Annotated in this window: 19 protein-coding genes; 16 read left to right on the forward strand and 3 right to left on the reverse strand. The window is 47.8% G+C overall.

The window, feature by feature from the left end; all coding sequences use genetic code 11:
• Positions 1-15 precede the first annotated feature (15 nt).
• The 9 genes from aroF to VST71_06005 all read left to right on the forward strand — a co-directional run bounded on the left by aroF (position 16) and on the right by VST71_06005 (position 8,361).
• Positions 16-1,041: a 3-deoxy-7-phosphoheptulonate synthase gene (aroF, locus tag VST71_05965; GenBank protein ID MEC4685257.1), complete on the forward strand. Its 1,026-nt coding sequence runs from the start codon at positions 16-18 to the stop codon at positions 1,039-1,041.
• Positions 1,042-1,051: 10 nt separating this feature from the next.
• Complete coding sequence (locus VST71_05970; protein ID MEC4685258.1) at positions 1,052-1,903, forward strand: prephenate dehydrogenase/arogenate dehydrogenase family protein; 852 nt, start codon at positions 1,052-1,054, stop codon at positions 1,901-1,903.
• 76 nt (positions 1,904-1,979) lie between these two features.
• Positions 1,980-3,272 (forward strand): 3-phosphoshikimate 1-carboxyvinyltransferase, encoded by a 1,293-nt coding sequence (gene aroA, locus VST71_05975; GenBank protein ID MEC4685259.1) that lies wholly within the window; start codon positions 1,980-1,982, stop codon positions 3,270-3,272.
• Positions 3,273-3,327: 55 nt separating this feature from the next.
• Positions 3,328-3,990, forward strand: coding sequence for a (d)CMP kinase (gene cmk / locus VST71_05980; GenBank protein MEC4685260.1), 663 nt, complete (start codon positions 3,328-3,330; stop codon positions 3,988-3,990).
• Between the two features lie 35 nt (positions 3,991-4,025).
• Complete coding sequence (locus VST71_05985) at positions 4,026-4,643, forward strand: lysophospholipid acyltransferase family protein (GenBank protein MEC4685261.1); 618 nt, start codon at positions 4,026-4,028, stop codon at positions 4,641-4,643.
• Between the two features lie 14 nt (positions 4,644-4,657).
• Positions 4,658-5,518, forward strand: a complete 861-nt coding sequence (gene ispH, locus VST71_05990; GenBank protein ID MEC4685262.1) for a 4-hydroxy-3-methylbut-2-enyl diphosphate reductase — start codon at positions 4,658-4,660, stop codon at positions 5,516-5,518.
• Positions 5,519-5,542: 24 nt separating this feature from the next.
• A complete protein-coding gene (rpsA, locus tag VST71_05995) occupies positions 5,543-7,126 on the forward strand; it encodes a 30S ribosomal protein S1 (GenBank protein MEC4685263.1) in 1,584 nt (527 codons plus the stop codon).
• Positions 7,127-7,180: 54 nt separating this feature from the next.
• A complete protein-coding gene (sppA, locus tag VST71_06000; GenBank protein ID MEC4685264.1) occupies positions 7,181-8,029 on the forward strand; it encodes a signal peptide peptidase SppA in 849 nt (282 codons plus the stop codon).
• A gap of 44 nt (positions 8,030-8,073) precedes the next feature.
• Entirely contained in the window at positions 8,074-8,361 is a 288-nt protein-coding gene (locus VST71_06005; GenBank protein MEC4685265.1) for an HU family DNA-binding protein, read from the forward strand.
• On the opposite strand, the gene VST71_06010 is transcribed toward VST71_06005, so the two are convergent.
• Entirely contained in the window at positions 8,358-8,936 is a 579-nt protein-coding gene (locus VST71_06010) for a DUF6691 family protein (GenBank protein MEC4685266.1), read from the reverse strand. The two genes, VST71_06005 and VST71_06010, sit on opposite strands and share 4 nt — an antisense overlap.
• A complete protein-coding gene (locus tag VST71_06015) occupies positions 8,936-9,442 on the reverse strand; it encodes a YeeE/YedE thiosulfate transporter family protein (protein MEC4685267.1) in 507 nt (168 codons plus the stop codon). Before VST71_06015 ends, VST71_06010 begins: the two co-directional genes overlap by 1 nt.
• A 93-nt stretch (positions 9,443-9,535) precedes the next feature.
• Between VST71_06015 and VST71_06020 the strand changes: the two genes are divergently transcribed.
• A complete protein-coding gene (locus VST71_06020) occupies positions 9,536-9,715 on the forward strand; it encodes a hypothetical protein (protein MEC4685268.1) in 180 nt (59 codons plus the stop codon).
• Between the two features lie 12 nt (positions 9,716-9,727).
• Positions 9,728-10,081 (forward strand): PilZ domain-containing protein, encoded by a 354-nt coding sequence (locus VST71_06025; protein MEC4685269.1) that lies wholly within the window; start codon positions 9,728-9,730, stop codon positions 10,079-10,081.
• Between the two features lie 21 nt (positions 10,082-10,102).
• Here VST71_06025 and VST71_06030 read toward each other — a convergent pair whose 3' ends face one another.
• Positions 10,103-11,980 (reverse strand): ASKHA domain-containing protein, encoded by a 1,878-nt coding sequence (locus tag VST71_06030; GenBank protein MEC4685270.1) that lies wholly within the window; start codon positions 11,978-11,980, stop codon positions 10,103-10,105.
• A gap of 240 nt (positions 11,981-12,220) precedes the next feature.
• On the opposite strand from VST71_06030, the gene hisD reads away from it, so the two are divergent.
• From hisD to VST71_06055, 5 genes are all read left to right on the forward strand, one after another.
• Positions 12,221-13,501 (forward strand): histidinol dehydrogenase, encoded by a 1,281-nt coding sequence (gene hisD / locus VST71_06035; protein ID MEC4685271.1) that lies wholly within the window; start codon positions 12,221-12,223, stop codon positions 13,499-13,501.
• Entirely contained in the window at positions 13,498-13,851 is a 354-nt protein-coding gene (locus tag VST71_06040) for a YraN family protein (protein ID MEC4685272.1), read from the forward strand. The genes hisD and VST71_06040 overlap by 4 nt, the downstream gene beginning before the upstream one ends.
• A 245-nt stretch (positions 13,852-14,096) precedes the next feature.
• Complete coding sequence (locus VST71_06045; GenBank protein MEC4685273.1) at positions 14,097-15,545, forward strand: cytochrome c3 family protein; 1,449 nt, start codon at positions 14,097-14,099, stop codon at positions 15,543-15,545.
• Between the two features lie 113 nt (positions 15,546-15,658).
• Positions 15,659-16,717 (forward strand): cytochrome c3 family protein, encoded by a 1,059-nt coding sequence (locus tag VST71_06050; protein ID MEC4685274.1) that lies wholly within the window; start codon positions 15,659-15,661, stop codon positions 16,715-16,717.
• The gene (locus VST71_06055) at positions 16,717-17,808 is read left to right on the forward strand and encodes a cytochrome c3 family protein (GenBank protein MEC4685275.1); all 1,092 of its coding nucleotides are present in this window, start codon (positions 16,717-16,719) and stop codon (positions 17,806-17,808) included. The genes VST71_06050 and VST71_06055 overlap by 1 nt, the downstream gene beginning before the upstream one ends.
• Positions 17,809-18,191: the final 383 nt, after the last annotated feature.

Below are 18,191 nucleotides of genomic sequence, written 5' to 3' on the forward strand. Positions count from 1 at the left end.
GAAAAGGAGGAGCATATGGACATAATAGTGTTGAAACCTTCTGCAACAGAAGAAGATATAAGGCATATCACCAAGAAGCTTGCCGGAAAAGGGCTTAAGACCAATATATCAAGTGGTACGGAGAGGACGATTATTGGTGTGATCGGCGATACGTCAAGGGTTTCAGAGGATGAAGAAAATGCAATAAGGGCAATCGACTGTGTAGAGACAGTAATGAGGATTCTTAAGCCCTACAAGCTTGCAAGCAGGGATTTCAAGAAGGAAGGCACCCTTATTAATATTAAGGGGAATGTCATCGGCGGCAATAGAATTCATGTTATGGCCGGCCCCTGTGCAGTAGAGAATAAAACCATCTTTGTCAATATAGCAAAAAAGGTAAAGGAAGCAGGTGCTACCTTTATACGTGGTGGTGCATTTAAACCAAGGACCTCTCCGTATACATTCCAGGGCCTTGGTGAAGAGGGGCTCCAGATACTTGCCGCGGCCAGGGAAACTACAGGCCTGCCTGTAGTTACAGAGCTTATGGATCCGAGGGATATAGAGGTGGTTGCGAAGTACTCTGATATTATCCAGATCGGGGCCAGGAATATGCAGAACTTCAGACTCCTTTTAGAGGTTGGAGAGATGAAGAAGCCCGTGCTCCTTAAACGGGGGCTTTCAGCCACAATAAAGGAATGGCTGATGGCGGCAGAATATATAATGTCCAGGGGGAATCTTGATGTCATTCTCTGTGAGAGGGGGATCAGAACCTTTGAGACAGCAACCAGAAACACCCTTGACCTTTCAGCAATCCCGGTGCTGAAGCATCTTACGCACCTGCCGGTGATGGTTGATCCGAGCCATGGTGTGGGTAAATGGGGACTTGTTATCCCAATGGCACGGGCTGCTGTAGCAGCAGGAGCTGACGGGCTTGTAATAGAAGTGCATACCAATCCGGAGGAAGCCCTCTCTGATGGTGAGCAATCACTCAGACCGGATGTTTTCAAACAGTTGATGGATGAAATAGGGCTTATTGCCAAGGCCATGGGCAGGGAAGTCTGAGGATACAGAAATGATCAAATTCAACAAGGTTGCAATCATAGGGGTCGGGCTTATAGGATCATCCCTTGCCCTTGCCCTCAAGAAATATGGTCTTGCTGTTGAGATCAAGGGTTCGGGCCGCAAGGAGAGCAACCTCAAAAAGGCAATGCAGCATGGTGTGATTGACTCTTACAGTCTCAAGCATTCCGAGATAGTGGAAGGGGCGGACCTTGTGGTGCTCGCCACCCCGGTTGGATGCTTTAAGGCAGTAATTGAAGAGGCAGGGCCCTTTCTGAAAAAGGGGGCTATTGTTACAGACGTGGGTAGTGTCAAGGGGAGACTCGCAAGGGAGATGGAAGGACTGATGCCCGAGGGTGTCACATTTGTTGGCGGGCATCCTATTGCAGGCTCTGACCGTTCGGGTATTGATGCCGCAACTGAAGATCTCTTTGCCGGTGCGAAATGCATTATAACCCCTACGGAGCATACACCTGAAGAGGCGGTCAGGAAGGTTACGGAACTCTGGACGACGATTGGAGCCGAGGTTTGTTTTCTCTCCCCTGAAGAGCATGACCTGGTCTTTGCCCTTGTAAGCCATCTTCCCCATCTTATCGCCTATGCCCTTGTCAATACGGTAAGTGATGTTAATCCGGAGTACATTCATTATGCGGGGAAGGGGTTTAAGGATACCACACGGGTGGCCCTCAGTTCTCCCGAGCTCTGGAGGGATATCTGTTTTAAAAACAAGGAGAACCTTCTTGACCTTGTGCAAAGGTTTCAGGATAGCCTTGCCAGTATGGTTGATGCCCTGAAGAGGAACGACTCTGAAGAGCTGGAATCCCTGTTTGAGAAGGCGCAGAGACTGAGGGGCAAACTTTTATAGGTTTTAAATTATTAAATCTTTTGCTGTAATTTTTCTATATCTCAAAATAACTAATAGCTAATAACAAATAACTAAAATGGTTGACAGTATTAAACTTTTAAGGTCAGGCCCACTCAGGGGTGAGGTCATACCACCTCCTGACAAGTCCATCTCTCACAGGGCCCTCATTTTTGCATCCATTGCAAGGGGCAAAAGCATTATCCGTAATCTCCTGAGGGCTGATGACCCGATGAGAACCCTTAATGCCATGAAGACACTTGGTATGGAAATAAGGGATTCCGGGGAGACAATAGAGGTTTATGGAGAGGGCCTTCATGGTCTCAGGGAACCGGAAGACGTGATAGATTGCGGTAATTCCGGTACCACCATGAGGTTGCTTGCGGGTCTTTTGTCCGGACAGCCTTTCTTTTCTGTGCTGACGGGAGATGCTTCACTCAGGCAGAGGCCGATGAAGAGGATTATAGAGCCGTTGAGAATGATGGGTGCAGGTCTGTATGCAAGGGCAGGGGATACACTTGCACCGATTGCTGTAAAGGGCGGGGGGCTGAAGGGAATCCACTTTAAAAGCCCAGTTGCCTCGGCCCAGGTAAAATCTGCTGTCCTGCTCGCTGCCCTGTATGCTGAGGGTGAGACGGTTGTGGAGGAACCCCGGAAGTCGAGGGACCATACAGAGCGGATGCTGCCTGCTATCGGAGCAGATCTCAGGGTTGAGGGGCTCAGGATTACAGTATCAGGGGGGAATGAGCTTACACCTTTTGAGATTACCATACCGGGCGATTTTTCGTCGGCTGCCTTCTTTATGGTGGCAGCCGCAATTGTAAGGGACTCCGAGATTATAATAAGAAACGTCGGCATTAACCCGACCCGTAGAGGTCTGTTCGATGTCATGAAGCGAATGGGTGCGGATATCGAGATTACAGATGAAAGGATGGTCTCGGGAGAGACGGTCGGGGATATCCGCTGCAGATATACGGAGAAACTTGCTGCAACAGAGATTAGACCGGAGGAGGTTCCTGCAATGATTGACGAGTTCCCGGTATTCTGTGTGCTTGCCTGCAGGGCTGAGGGGACGACAACTATCAGGGGAGCGGGGGAACTCAGGGTGAAGGAGTCGGACAGAATTGCCGCTATGGCCTCTGAGCTGGGGAAGATGGGGGTTAATGTAACTGAATACCCGGACGGACTGGAGATCAGCGGTCCCGTGAATCTGAGAGGTACGACCCTGGAGGCTCATAATGACCATCGTGTGGCAATGGCACTCTCAGTGGCTGCACTTGTGGCAGAGGGCAGTACTACGGTGCAGGGTGTGTCTGCTGTTGATATATCTTTTCCGGGTTTTTATGACCGGATTATGGAGCTTACGGGGTGACAAAGCTGAGATGTCTGTTGTTCACCTTGCCCGATTTGGGTAGTAACAGGGATAGATGACCAAGAAACGGATTATAACAATAGATGGCCCGTCAGGGGCCGGTAAGAGTACTGTTGCCAGGCTGCTGGCAGACAGGCTTGGTTTTCAGTATCTAGATACAGGTGCCCTTTACAGGGCGGTTGCGCTCTATCTGAGACGGTACGGACTGAGCGAGGATGTTACTGATGAGACCTTGAAGCGGATTCTGAAGGGGCTGGATATAGGCTTCTCCGAAGGCAGGGTCTTTATAAATGGAGAGGATGTGTCAGAGGCTATCAGGACTCCTGAGATAGGGCATTACTCCTCGGTCTTTTCTGCGAGGAGACCTGTAAGAGAGTTCCTCTTTGCCATACAGAGGGCTTATCCTGAAAAATACGATACAGTTGTTGAAGGCAGGGACATGGGAACCGTTGTCTTCCCTGACGCCTGGATTAAGTTTTTTTTTGACGCCTCCCAGCAGGAGAGGGCAAAGAGAAGGTACCTTCAGTTAGTGCAAAAGGAGATAGCTGTTACAATGGAGGAGGCCCTGCAGGATGTGCAGCAAAGAGATGAGAGGGATTCCCGCCGGGAGCTGGCTCCTCTGAAACAGGCCCGGAACGCAATTTATATTGACACCACATCCATGGGGATTGAAGAGACCATTAAAAAGATGTTAGAGTTCCTTATGGGTAACAGGTGATGAATTTAAAATCTGTTATCCGCATATAACATGTTATGTACTGGATATTCAGAGCTGTCTTAAAGATAGTTTATAAATTGTTGTTTTGTTTTGAGGTCAGGGGGGCGGAAAATATTCCTGCTGAGGGGGGAGTTATAATCGCTGCAAATCATCTGAGCCATCTCGACCCGCCACTTATCGGAGTATGTATAAAGAGGAGGGCGGTCTTTATGGCAAAGGGCAGTCTCTTTCATGTGCCCGTAATCGGATGGTTTGTGAGACGTCTTTCCATCCCTGTTGATAGGGATACGGCCCGACCTTCTACAATAAAAGAGGCAGTGAGGCAACTGAAAGAGGGTAGGGTTCTCGTGATGTTTCCAGAGGGCACAAGGAGCAGGGATGGAGACGTTGGAGGAGGAAAGAGAGGGGTTGCCATGGTTGCAGCCCTGAGTCACGCAAAAGTTGTTCCGGCATTGATTGAGGGTACGGAAAGGGCCTTGCCTGCAGGGGGCGGATTTTTAAGACCAACAAGAGTGAGGGTGACCTTTGGACGCCCTATTGAATATAGTGGTGCAGAAACGAGCAAGGGTTTTCAGCAGCGTATAACCGATGAGATTATGGGCAAAATCAGGGAGCTTAAGCAGGAACCCGTAATGCGTAACTCAGATTTATAACCAGGGGCTTTATTATGGATATATATATTGCAAAGGGAGCCGGCTTTTGCTTTGGTGTGAAAAGGGCTGTGAATATAGCGTTCAGGACAGCTGAGAGGTCTGTAAAGAGGGTCGCCACGCTCGGACCCATAATCCACAATCCCCAGGTTGTGGAGAAACTGCGTCAGGCCGGTGTGAAGCCACTGGATAAGATTTCAGAGGATGTGGATATACTTATAGTGCGGACTCATGGTATTCCGGTCAGCCTTTATGAGAGTCTTCGTGATGCAAAGTTTGAGCTTATTGATGCAACGTGTCCGTTTGTAAAAAAGGCGCAGCAATATGCTAAACTTCTCAGGGAAGAAGGCTATCAGGTGCTTATTCTCGGTGATAAGGACCACCCCGAGGTAAAAGGAATTTTAAGCTATGCCGGTGAGAGTGCCATTGTTGTCAGAGACTCCGCTGAAATACCCTTACTTAATTCGCGTGTCGGCATTGTTGTTCAGACCACACAGCCCGTTGAGGCCTTAAAAAAACTGCTTGACAAGGTTATACAGACAGTAAAAGAGGTAAAAGTATATAATACCATATGTAACTCAACAGCCCTCAGGTTGAGGGAGACAGAGGATATGACCAGAAAGGTTGACCTTATGCTCGTTGTTGGCGGAAAGAACAGTGCAAATACAAAACAGCTTGTCACTTTATGTAATGATAGCAGGGTAAAGACATACCATGTTGAGACAGCCGGAGATTTGTGTCCGGAATGGTTTGATGGGGTGGGAAAAGTCGGCATAACCGCCGGAGCTTCTACCCCTGACTGGATAATAAATGATATAGTAAAAAAAATAGAGGCCATTGGAGATCTGACATCTGCTTCCAAGGGTCGGGAATCTTAGGTTATACAGGAGGTTATTTTGCTAATGGAGACGCATAACAGGGAGCTTGACGAACTTTACTCCGGAACAATTCCTGATATTGTTGAAGGGACCATATTAAAGGGAAAGGTTATTTCCATAAAATCAGACAATGTGGTTGTTGATATCGGATATAAATCCGAGGGTTTTATATCCATAGGGGAGTTTGCAGAAAAGGATAGGGGGGGACTCTGCGAAGGCTCTGAGATAGAGGTATATGTATCAAGGATTGATTCCGACGGCCTCGTAATACTGTCACCAGAGAAGGCGAGGAAGATAAGGACATTGCAGCGGTTGGAGGAGGCGCAGAAAGACGGTACCCCTGTTGAGGGGATAGTTGTAGAGAGAATCAAGGGTGGATATAATGTGGATATTTCAGGGATAAGGGCCTTTATGCCCGGTTCCCAGGCAGACCTGAAGCCTCTAAAGGATCCTGACAGCCTTATCGGACAGGAAATTGAGCTCAGGGTCCTGAAATTTAACAGCAAGTTGACAAACGTGATTGTTTCAAGGAGGGTTATATTAGAGGAGGAGAGGGCGAAGCTGAGGGAGAAGACCCTTGCCAATCTCAGGCCTGAATGCGTCCTGTCCGGAGTAGTGAAAAATATTACTGATTATGGCGTCTTTGTCGACCTTGGAGGCATTGACGGTCTTCTTCACATATCCGACATATCCTGGGGCAGGATAAGACATCCATCCGATGTCTTTAGTGTTGGGCAGGAGGTTGAGGTGATGGTGCTCAACTTTGCCCCTGAGACGGAAAAGGTTACACTGGGATATAAACAGAAAAGATCCGACCCCTGGCTTAATATCGAAGAGAAGTACCCTGTCGGCAGGGTGGTCAGTGGCAAGGTGGTTAGTCTTACTGATTATGGTGCATTTGTTGAGATTGAAGACGGGGTGGAGGGACTGGTGCATGTTTCTGAACTCGACTGGTCTCCCAGACCCAAGCATCCTTCGAATTACATGGAGATCGGAGATTTTGTAGATGCCCAGATACTGAAGGTTGATCCAAAGGAGAGGAGGGTCTCTCTGGGGATCAAGCAGTTAAAGCCAAAGCCCTGGATACTCGTTGCCGAGAGATATGAGATCGGTCAGCGTATAAGTGGCAGGGTAAGAAGTCTGACGGAATTTGGAGCCTTTATCGGCTTGCCGGAGGGAGTGGATGCCCTGCTCCATATATCTGATATGTCATGGACGAAGCATGTCAGGCATCCATCTGAAGTTCTGCGTAAAGGACAGATGATTGAGGCGGTTATCCTGAGCCTGGAGCCGGAAAAAGAGAGGATGGCCCTTGGTCTCAAACAGCTTGTCCCGGACCCCTGGGAAGAGAAGATACCCGCAGACTTTCATCTCGGAGAGGAAGTTAAATGCAAGGTGCTGAGACATACGGAGTTTGGCATCTTTGTTGAGCTTGAAGGCGAGGTGGAGGGACTTGTCTATTCCTCGGAGATTGATACCGGTGCAAAAAAGCCCGACGAGGTTTATAAGGAAGGGGACGAGATAGTTGTCAGGATTATCAAGGTGGATGTGGAAGGTCGAAAGATCGGACTCAGTCTGAAGACACTAAAGCATGAAACGGATGAGTAGCGCAGGTGTCAGCAGGGAATTAATCCCTGATTCTGACATTTTTTGAGGAGATAAATGAAAAAACTCTGTGTGGTATTAGCGATACTGCTGTTGGCTACCATCCTTCTGAGCCTGATTGTGACACTCGTTGGCAAGAATATGCCGATAGGGGAGAAGGTAGCCCTTATAAGGATAGAAGGCCCGATCGTATCTTCAAGGAATGCCATTGAGCAACTCCGGGAATACAGGAAGGACTCGAGTGTAAAGGCCATAGTTCTAAGAGTAGACAGCCCGGGAGGCGCCGTCGGACCATCTCAGGAGATTTATGAAGAGGTGGGCAAGGTGATGAAGATAAAACCCGTTGTTGTCTCAATGGGGTCTGTGGCGGCATCCGGCGGGTACTATATATCTGCTCCGGCAACTAAAATATATGCCAATCCCGGGACCATTACAGGGTCAATCGGGGTAATTATGGAGATCCCGAACTTTAAGGGTCTTATGGATAAGGTGGGAATCAGGACAGAGGTGATAAAGAGTGGTAAACACAAGGACCTTGCGTCGGTATTCAGGGGGATAGGCAAGGAGGAAAGGGCCATCCTTCAGGGTGTGCTTGATGATGTCCATGACCAGTTTATCAGGGCTGTTTCTGAGGGTAGGGGAATTCCTTACGAGCGTGTCAGGGAGATTGCTGATGGCCGCGTCTTTTCAGGAAGGCAGGCAAAGGCGGTGGGGTTGGTTGATTCCCTTGGTAATATCCAGGATGCCATTCTGGAGGCTGGCAGCCTTGGGGGGATTAAGGGCGAGCCCAATGTAGTGTCAAAAAAAGAGAAGTCATCAATATTTGATATGCTAACCAGCCGTATTCCAAAGGAGCTTAAAGAGGCCTTTGGTACCGTAAGTCTGAAGTATACCATGTATTATTAATATTAAAACCGAAAAATGTATTCTGAATAATCAAGGGAGGGGTTATGACCAGGTCTGAGCTTATTGAGAAAGTCTCTGAGAGACTGGAGGGTTTTACGCTTAAGCAGGCTGAGATAATAGTCGAGACCTTTTTTGAGACCCTCAGGGAGGCCCTTGGCAAGGGTGAGAAGGTGGAGTTGAGGGGGTTTGGTAATTTCAGGATCAAGACCCGGAATCCGCGAAAGGCAAGAAACCCAAAGACGGGGCAGTCTGTTGAGGTTCCGGGGAAAAAGGTTGTATACTTCAGGACCGGCAAGGAGTTAAGAGACCTCCTGAATTCCGGAAAGGGTTAACTCCTCTTCTCAAACCGTTCCATCAGATAAAACATACCCGCTGCAAGAACATACAGGAGTACCATCACAAACCAGTGATTTATCTTCAATAATTGCGGCAAAGTCACACTTCCCATTGCTGAAGAGATGTAAAACCCTTCGATATAGGGATACAGGACGGCAAATATCAGTGAACCGGCGCCAATGCCTGTCATGGCAACCAGCGCATCCAGTCTTCCTGATGCAAACCCGGCTATGGCTGTTCCTGGACAGTATCCGCTTAAGACAAAGCCTGCCCCGAATAATATACCCCCTGTAATCTGGGGCCAGAAAAAAGCCGGGACAATCCATACCCTGCTTATGTCCAGGAGTTTCAGATCCGACAGCAGATACAGCCCGGAAGCAGCAACAAGTATTGCAGTAAACATGACCTTCGGGACGGTGAAGTCTGTAAAGTAAAAGACACCGGTCAGTTTGTGAGGATTGCCAAGGCCTCCCCTCTCGAGAAAGAGACCAAAGAAAATCCCCAGGATTACAGCCAGTAGAAGGCTTGTGTTTTCACCGAACATTGCATATCCATATAAAGGGGCTGTCATTACCATAACCTCCTGAAAAGGGCTGCGAAGACAAAGCCGCCTGCAAACATTGCAATGACAAATATCCACCCTCCTGCTGCAAGTTGTGCCCCGCCTGAAAGGGCTACTCCACTGGTGCATCCCCTCGAGAGCCTGCTTGCAAAACCTATCAGTATGCCACCTGTTACTGCGGTTATCAGTCTCTTTTTGGTGCTCATTTTTGCGGCCTTATCAAGTCTGACCCTGAAGTTTCCACTCAGCAGTGCCCCTGTCAGGGCTCCGATAAAGAGCCCTGTGACCTCAAAAAGGACCCAGTCTTTCAATGGAGATTCAACATTGAGGTATCTTGAGAAATACTTGAGACTGCCTGCATAATCTGGACTGATTTCCTTCAGGCCAACAGCCGTAACCAATGAATAGGCACTTGAGGCTCCGAGTCCCCAGCCGATAATGTAGAAGGTTGCCAGTAGGGTCAAGCCAAGACCAACTCCAGCGATATACGGTGACCAGAAATTATTTTTTTCCATAATCCCCCCGCACTTCCGGTTTTTGCGTTTCAGGATTTATCAAAACCCCCATATTGAGTGAAGTTAAGAAGATTATATCATAAAAAATGGAAGATGGAACTAAAAGACGCGTTAAAAATCGGAATAACCCATATTTTTGACAGATATATGGTAAAATATGTAGAGCTTATTGAGGGGGCTATGGTTAGGGAAACGCATCTTTCTGATGATTCAAAGCTTTGTCATGGAACGGCTTGCATTATTGAGGAAGAAGTGCCGTTTCCCAGAGCCTGACAGTATGAGAAAATGATCCAGAATCTCCGTAGACATCATAGATATCCAATATTGGCAACGGCCGTTGTTGAGGTAAGAAACGACAAAAATCCACAGCCCATTGAAACCATGGTTGCAAGCATTTCACAGTCGGGTATGGGAGTTTATTCCAATGCTCCTTTAGAAAAGGGTACCCCTGTCACGATTGAGATTACATTTATATCAGTAAAAGGAATTAAAGAGAACGATACCGTAGAGGGCAGGGTTGTATGGTTATCTAAACTGGGGAAGATTTACTTTGTAGGCATTGCATTTGATGAGGAACTGAACCCCGTCAAACAGGCCCGTTTATATGAACACTTTTTTAAGGTAATAAGCTGGGACTGACAGCTCCGCAGAAGCCCTGCCTCAACTCCTTTTGTTTTCCAGTAATGTTTGTACCGTCGGAAATTGTTCAATGTCAGTGTGGGGAAGGAACATTGCTGACATGAATTCGTCCATAAAGCCCCCCTTTGCAGATAGTTCTATGTAGGTCATCCTTGAGGCCACGTCTTCAGCCTCCCTGCGCATATCCTTTGAGAGAAGGCACAGATAGGCCCCTGCAACCGAGGTGTTTCCCATAAAGTAGAACCGCTCCTTCGGGAGGTCGGGCAACATACCTATCAATATTGCCCTTTCAACATTGAGATAGTTGCCAAAGCCACCGGCTATATAGACTCTTTCGATCATGTCAAGGGTGAAGCCGACCTCTTTGAGCAGAAGAGAGACGCCTGCATAGATGGCAGCCTTTGCCCTCATGATGTTTTCTATATCTACCTCTGTAAGTACAATGTCACCTTTGGCATTATGGTGTATCACAAATTCTATGCCGTCCTCGCCCTCCCTAATCCTTGAAGACGCAGTCTCCCTGACAAATTTGCCCCGCTGATCAAGTATTCCTGTCAGAAACATTTCGGAGACGGCGTCTATCATTCCGGAGCCGCATATACCGATTGGTTTTGAGTCACCTATCACCTTTATTTCTGTCTCGAATGTGTCAGGGTCAATCCTTATTGACTCGATAGCTCCGTCAGTGCCCCGCATACCATGTTTTATTCCGCTGCCTTCAAAGCATGGCCCGGCCGAGCAGGCAACCGTCATCATCCATTCGTTATTGCCTACCACTATCTCGCCGTTTGTGCCGATATCCATAAAGAGTGATATCTCGGGGTTCCTGTGCATCCTTGTGGCAATCACGCCTGAAACAATGTCACCACCTACATAACTTGCCACACATGGCACAGTATATACGGGAGTGTTCCTGCCTGTCCTGATGCCTGCCTCGGAAGCCTTCCAAACAGGAAAATAATTTACTGCAGGTATGTAAGGCGCTTCCCTTATGTAGGCAGGATTGAATCCCCAGAAGAGGTGGGTCATGGTTGTGTTGCCGGAGATGACAACAGATTCAATATGTCGTGGTTCTATTTCATGCCTTGCTGTAAGTGGGGAGATAAGGTCATTGATGTCCGCAACAACGGCCTTCCTGAGATCATTAAGCCCACCCCCTTCAGTGGCGTGGACTATCCTTGTAATGACATCGTCTCCATAGCGCATCTGGGAGTTGTATGTTGATGCCACATCCACGACGCCTCCATCCGCCATGTCGATGAGGTAGAGGACAACAGTGGTTGTTCCGATATCAACTGAAATTCCATAGCGTGTGTCCTTGACTTCTTCTGGTTCAAGGAACAACGCCTCTGTTGAGTCATCCTGATAGCAGAGGGTTACATTCCAGTTGAATTTCCTCAGGTCATCAGCCATCCGTGAGACGAAATCCTTTGAATAGCGAAGCTCGATACCCCTGGTATTCAGTTCACGCCTTAGTCTCTCAAGGTCACTTATATTGTCATCAATTGTTGGTGGAGGCACTCTGAGAGGTATCCTTGTTATGAGGGGTGATATTGTGGCCTTATAGGTTTTTAAAAGTTCAATAAGGTCTTTTGACCTGGAGATGGCGATCTTGTCACCTACTGTCAGCCTTGATTCAATCGGTATATCTACAAGGAGGTCTCCCTCTGCAAAGGTCTGGCAGGCAAGCACTATGTCACTGTCCCTTTCTTCCTGTGAGAGTTTTCCATAGGACCTGCATTTGTAGTCTCCATCGACAATCCTGACCCTGCACTTGCCGCATGTGCCTTTGCCCCCGCAGGACGCAGTTATATATATTTCCTGTCGTTTAAAAGCATCATAAAGTGACTCGTTTTCGAGTACAATGATTTCCTTGTCGTCAGTAAAGGTGACCTTCATTATTAACCCCCTGAGAGAAAAAGTCTCTTATTTTATTTTGAAGAGGTGATAAAAATCAATTTTACCATTAATTTTCCATGTCTTGTCTTTTCGTTTTCAGGCAGTTTATCCTAAACAGAAGGCGTTTGATGAATATTGAGAGACTTATAGGGCAGATAAAGTTAAACGGTTGATTAAGTTGATAGTAGTCTTACGAAGCCGGTCAAAATTAAAAAATCGGGATATGGAGAGAAAAGTGAAATGAGGATAATCAGGGATGAAGAGGATCTCGAAGGTTTTCTGGTGCTTCTGAAAGAGCGTGCCGGAGGCGTAAGTGAGGAGATTGTAAATGCGGTTTCGGGGATTGTATCTGATGTCAGGGTGCGGGGAGACCGGGCTGTAAGGGAATATACCGGGAGATTCGACGGACTTGAAACAGAAAACCTCAGGATAGGCAACAGGGAGATAAAGGCGATCGCCGAGAAGGCAGACCCTGAGGGGGTTGAGGCTTTGAAAATGGCTGCCGGGAGGATCAGGGGCTTTCATCTCAGGCAGAAGGAGGAGTCCTGGTCGTATAGAGAGGGTGGGGCCATGCTGGGGCAGATTATCCGCCCCATTCAGCGTGTTGGTGTATACGTTCCCGGTGGCAAGGCATCCTATCCCTCAACAGTCCTGATGAATGTGATTCCGGCCCAGGTGGCCGGGGTAAGGGATCTGGCCCTCTGTGTCCCCACCCCACGTGGAGAGGTCAACCCTTATGTGATGGCTGCTGTAAGCCTTTTAGGGGTCAGGGAGGTCTACAGGGTTGGGGGTGCCCAGGCTATAGCTGCCATGGCCTGCGGGACGGAGACAATAAGGAAGGTGGATAAGATAGTGGGTCCCGGAAATGTCTATGTTGCCACTGCCAAGCGGATGGTCTTCGGTGAGGTGGATATTGATATGATTGCCGGACCAAGCGAGGTCCTTATTATTGCGGACAGGACAGCCCCTCCCGAGTTTGTGGCCTCAGACCTTCTGAGTCAGGCAGAACATGATGAGCTTGCCTCCTCAGTGCTTGTCACCTCCTCTGAAAGACTGGCTCTCAGGGTGAGTGAAGAGGTGAGGATACAGATTAAAACCCTTGGACGAAGAGAGATTGCCGAGGCCTCTCTGAAGAATTTTGGTGCAATAATTGTAACAGGTACGCTCAAAAGGGCAGTCCGGGTGGCCAATCTCATTGCCCCTGAGCATCTTGAGATTATGACGGAAAAACCCGAAAAACTCCTGCCTCAGGTTCAGAATGCAGGGGCGATATTCCTTGGGAAATGGACCCCTGAGGCCCTCGGTGATTATGCGGCAGGTCCAAACCATACCCTCCCGACAGGTGGAACAGCCAGGTTTTTCTCCCCCCTCGGGGTGTATGATTTCGTAAAGAGATCTAGCCTTTTGAGTTTCAGCAGACAGTCGTTTGAGAGGCTCTCTTCAGTGGTGGAGGCCCTGTCGGATCTGGAGGGCCTTGAGGCACACGGCAAGGCTGTAAAGATTAGAAAAGGGAAAAAGTGAAGAATCAAACCGGTAAAGAGGGAGAGGCTTTTGCCGTTAAATACCTCATAAAGAAGGGCTACAGGATCATGGCGTCCAATTACCAGACCCCTATCGGAGAGATAGATATAGTGGCCAGGGACGGAGATACCATTGTCTTTGTTGAAGTAAAGACCCGGCAGAGTCTCTTGTACGGATATCCCTCCGAGGCTGTTACATGGCGCAAGCGGGAGCGACTGAAGAGACTCGCACTATATTATCTGAAGGTTCACAAGATGCTTGGGGCAAGTGGCAGGTTCGATGTTATAGGGTTATACCTGAGGGACGGCACCTATCAGATTCAACATATTATTGATGCCTTTGAGGTATAAGCGGTTTTTTTTGGAGGGCAGGATGATCGGCAGTATCAAGAGAAAAAACTTGACGAATGAAAGCCGTCTTTCGTATAATTTGCCAAATATATATAATATAGAACTTGAAGATAGAAGTTTTTAACAGCATGGATGAGAGAAGGGCATCGCAAAAAACTATGCTGGTAGAGAAGCATTATAATAGCAAGAAAAAGAGAACCTTTGACTATAACAGGTATTGCCTGTAAGCTAATAATCAGGAGTTTATGAACTATAAGCATGCTATAAGTCTTTTTACCACTATTATAGTCGTCATTTTTCTTGTTCCGCTAATTTCCTCAGCAGAGAAATTTACTGATTGTAAGAAATGCCATAAGGACAAAGTTGCAAAGAAGATTATGCATCCTGCTGTTGAGATGGGATGTGTAACATGCCATGCCCAGGCTCACCAGAAAGGGGCAGAGTTTCCGAACTATCTGTTTGCTGAGGGGGCTGATGTCTGCTGGGCCTGTCACGATAAAGCCATATTTACAGAGAAGGTAGTCCATCCTCCAGTGGCAGCAGGTATGTGTACAACATGTCATGACCCACACAGCAGTGACAACAGGAAGCTCCTTGTCTTGAAACCTCCGGATCTCTGTTTTATGTGTCACGATAAAGCCATGTTTGCAAAAAAGGCAGTCCATCCTCCGGTGGCAGCAGGTATGTGTACAACATGTCATAACCCGCACAGCAGTAAGAACAGGAAGCTTCTTGTTTTGAAACCTCCGGATCTCTGTTTTATGTGTCACGATAAGGCCATGTTTACAAAAAAGGTAGTCCATCCTCCTGTTGCAGGAGGGGAGTGTCTAATATGTCATAATCCTCACTCCACTGATAATCCCAAGATACTGAGAGCTCCTGTGCCTGATCTCTGTTTCTACTGTCATGACAAGACAAAATTCGAAAACAAATCGACTCATCCTCCGGTGGCGGCAGGAATGTGTACGACATGCCATAATCCACACAGCAGTGACAACCGGAGGCTACTCGTCTTAAAGCCGCCGGACCTCTGCTTCATGTGTCATGTTAAGGACGATTTTATATCGGAAGCGAAGAAGAAGCATCATGCACCCGTGCTGAAGGGGTTGTGTCTGAAGTGTCATAATCCTCATTCCTCTCCCTCGGAAAAATTGTTGCGGGCTGATGTTCCGGACCTCTGCTTCAAGTGTCATATCAGGGCTGAGTTCAAGGGTAAATATAACCATTATCCTGTTGAGGCAGGTATGTGCCTCTTCTGTCACCAGCCGCATCAGGGGGATGTAAAAAAGCTTCTTGTTGCCAAGCTGCCGGAGCTCTGTTTTAATTGCCACGACAGTTCGGATTTCACCAGGAAGAACCAGCATCCTCCGGTGTCGGCAGGTATGTGCACACTATGTCATGATATTCATGGTTCTTCAAACGTTGCACTGCTGGACCTTCCGATAACTGATCTCTGCCTTCAGTGTCATCCGAGAATCGGTAAGGCCCCCCACGCTGCTGGTACATTTACACAGGCAGGGCATCCAATCAGGGGCAGAAAAGACCCGAAGGCCAAGTATGGAGAGCTTACGTGTGCAAGCTGTCATAACCAGCACAGCTCTGATTATATACACCTCTTCAGGTACCCCGCCAAGAGTACTTTTGAGCTCTGTCCCAATTGTCATGGACTTAAAAAGGGCTTTAAAAAGCAGTAAGGGAGAACCGGTTGCTGTTCACGCCTCTTTTGTATTGGCACTGTTCTTGCTTATGTAGTAATTACTTTAAAACATTAATGATATAAAGAGCATAATTCAACGAAATACTGATTATGAAAAAACAGGTAATTATTGTAACCATCCTTGTCTTTATTTGTATGCTGCTTGTGTTCTGGTTTCCAAAAGGCAGTGATGCTGTGGTGAAAGGGGATTGTGAGGTCTGCCATAGTCTTTATCCCGGAATGATGGAAGCAGCGGCTCCCGGTAAGCCTTTAAGGTATGTCCTTCAGAACTCAATGTGTGTAAATTGTCACTCAAATGCTGACAGAAATACCATAAAGATGCTGGGTGGTGCCAGGGTGCCCGTGGTATACAGCAGGGTAGAGCCGGAGAGGCCTTTGTCTGGCGGTAATTTCTATTATGTTAAGGTTTTTGGTGACAGGAGAGGCCATAATGTGGATGGTATTGCCTCTGTAGATACAAAAAACATGTTTATGCCCCCGGGATATGACCGTTTTTCCGATCCCTCCACTCTTGGGTTCAACGACAAGAAACCCCTGGCATGTGCGGGCTCCAATGGCTGTCATGGAAACAGGAATATTGAAAACCCGTTTGCCTCTATTCTGGGGACACATCATTCAGAGGATTTTCCTGTTGACGGAAGCACCACAGCCAGGAGTTACCGCTTTCTGAAGAGAACGGCTGATGTAAAGGGGGTTGCCGGGCTGGAGGATAAGGATTGGGGCTACACTGCTTCTTCAAAGGAACATAATGAATATACCCCTTCAATCAACCGTCTCTGTGCCGACTGCCATAGCGGCCTTTACCGCAGGGATGAGATAGGCAAGGCAAGTCCCTGGTTCAGGCACCCCACAGGGATTGTCCTGCCGAATAGGGGGGAATACATGAAGTATAACCCTGATGTTCCACCTCCGGCAGACAGTTCCGGCATAAGGATTTACAGCCTCGATGCACCAGTGGCAAGACCGGAAGTTCCTGCTGTTTCCAGTGAGGTGGTGAGGCCCGGTACTGACGTTGTCATGTGCCTTTCATGCCATGTGGCACACGGGAGCCCTAACGAGTTTATGCTGAGGTGGGATTATGATTCCATCGTCTCAGGGGAGGAAGGCAGTACCGGTTGCTTTATATGTCATACGGGAAAGGGTGAATAATGGGCAGGGGATTGAGGGCAAAGGGCTGGCGGCGAGGTGTTGAGTGGAAGGATTTCCATGCCCTGTGTTCTGTGCTTTTTGCCCTGTGCTTTATGTTTATCGTCCTCTCTTTTCCCTCAAACATTGATGCCAGGGTAAAGGGGAAGTGCAAGAATTGCCACAGCATGCATGCCGGTAAACCCAATCCTGTCCTGACAAAGGGCGGGTGCCTCGGCTGTCATGCCCAGGATCCTTCCGGTACCAGGAATATTATAGTTAAGGGGAAGACAAGGATCCCGCAGGTAATCCATAACATGGATAACGGAGACCTTGCCGGTGGAAACTTCTATTATGTATCGGATGACTATAACCCTGATTATTCAAAAGGACACAATGTGTTGGGAATTTCACTTCAGGAACATCCCCCCATGGATCTGCCCCCGGGCTTTATAGGAAATATTGTAATTCCCGGGGGGACGGGGCCTGCATACTGGCCACAGCAGCAGCAGCTTACCTGTGCAGGCACGTGGGGTTGTCATGGAAACAGGACTATTGAGAAACCGTTCAAGGCCGTTTATGGAGCACATCATACCGACGACAGTGTGATTGACGGTTCAACCGTGGGCAGAAGTTACCGCTTTCTTTACGGGATAAAAGGCAAGGAACACAAGGAGTGGGAATATCAGGCAACCACCGATGACCATAACGGTTACAAGGGTGATACCAGTCACAGCACAATGGACACCATAAGTTACCTCTGTGGTGAATGCCATTCCAAATTTCATCCAAACCCAAATCTTGGAGGTGAGACAGAGGTTGGTGAGAATGTCTGGCTTAGGCACCCCACCGACATTTCCTTCAGTAATGTGCATGGTGGGTATGCAGGGTCGGAGTTTCAGGACTATACCAGGTATAGCCTCCAGGCGCCTGTTGCCTATAAAAACCCTACAGGCAGAGAAAATATCGTGGATATGGATAGCATAGCCATGTGCCCCTCATGTCACAGGGCACACGCAAGTCCTTATCAGGATATGTTGAGGTGGGATTACAGCAATAATATGTTTAGCCGAGGTGACGGCTGCCTTACGTGTCATACGCAGAAGGGGCAATAGTCCGTTGTTATTTGATATTGGCGGAGAGCAGAGCTGGAGTAATTGTGTAAAATGTTACATGAATTGTGTAGAAAACTACAGAATAGCGGGATTGTCCTGTTAAATTTATAATGCCGGGCTGAAAAATATACTTGACAAAAAAACCTTGTATGTGTTACATTTTCCTTGCAAAAGCATCAAAAAGTAACTTAGTACGTATACCCCCTATGTATGTAGACAAAGTCTCTTGGCATAATTATTGCATAATTTCATAACAAGCTAATAATGCACGGGTTGATGCTCGTGCCATTCTTAAAATACAGAGGGTCGTTCAGGAGCAAAGCCGGTATGTTTCTAAATTCCGATCGGTTTTGTGTATGCTGAGCAGACCCCAAAAACAAGGG

The sequence above is a fragment of the Nitrospirota bacterium genome, from assembly GCA_035873375.1.
Taxonomy (GTDB): Bacteria; Nitrospirota; Thermodesulfovibrionia; order Thermodesulfovibrionales; family JdFR-85; genus BMS3Bbin07.